Genomic DNA, 828 nt, shown 5'->3' on the forward strand with positions numbered 1-828 from the left:
GGCCGGGTGAACGTACTGCCTAAGAAGCTTGATAGAATTTATAAAAAAATCAAGCACTATCAAAGGCAGCTTGCCAAAAAGCAAGTCAAAAATGGAGAAGCTGCTTGCGAAAGCAAGAACTACTTGAAGACGAAAGCCAAGCTTCAAGCTTGCTATCGCAAAGCTGGCAATATCCAAAATGACTTGATGCAGAAGTTTACGACCGAACTGGTTAATGACTACGACAAGATCGTGATCGAAAATCTGTCGGTTAAGGGCATGCTGATGAGCCACGTAGCTTCAAAGGGTGTTCACCGGTCGATGTTTGGCAAATTTAAGCAGATCTTGACCTACAAGTGCGATTGGTACGGTAAGGAACTTATTCTGGCAAATAAGCTGTACCCGTCTACTCAGCGTTGTGCGGCTTGTGGTAATGTCAAAAAAGGTGATGACAAGATCACTCTTTACGGAAACAAGAAACATGGCACTAAACACAATGAGTACGTCTGCTATAACGAAAAATGCCCGAACTACAATAAGGTCGTAGATCGGGACAAGAATGCGATGCTTAGCCTTCTAGCGCTGGTTGAGCATCCAGAATTAAATCATGCGCTATAAATATTAAAGAAAGGATATTAATGGCTAAGGCCTTGGCCTTAGTCATGCGGGTTGGCTGTATCCGAGGATTGGCGAGAGCCTTTCCATGAAGTTGCAAGAGTGGTGCTTCGGTACCTGCGCTGGTCAATGCGGTTACCCCCTTGTTGGGATATCGGAATACCGGTGATGACGGCAATAAGAAAAATGTCTGTATCCATGTCTTTGGACATACGTAGTCAAAAATTACTATTT

Annotated in this window: 1 protein-coding gene; it reads left to right on the top strand. The window is 43.8% G+C overall.

The genetic code is table 11. The features are described from left to right. On the top strand, nucleotides 1-597 hold a 597-nt coding region (locus lacNas_RS09720; protein ID WP_244661455.1), incomplete at its 5' end, for an RNA-guided endonuclease InsQ/TnpB family protein. Between the last annotated feature and the right edge of the window lie 231 nt (nucleotides 598-828).

This window comes from Lactobacillus nasalidis (assembly GCF_016587775.1).
Classification (GTDB): Bacteria; Bacillota; Bacilli; order Lactobacillales; family Lactobacillaceae; genus Lactobacillus; species Lactobacillus nasalidis.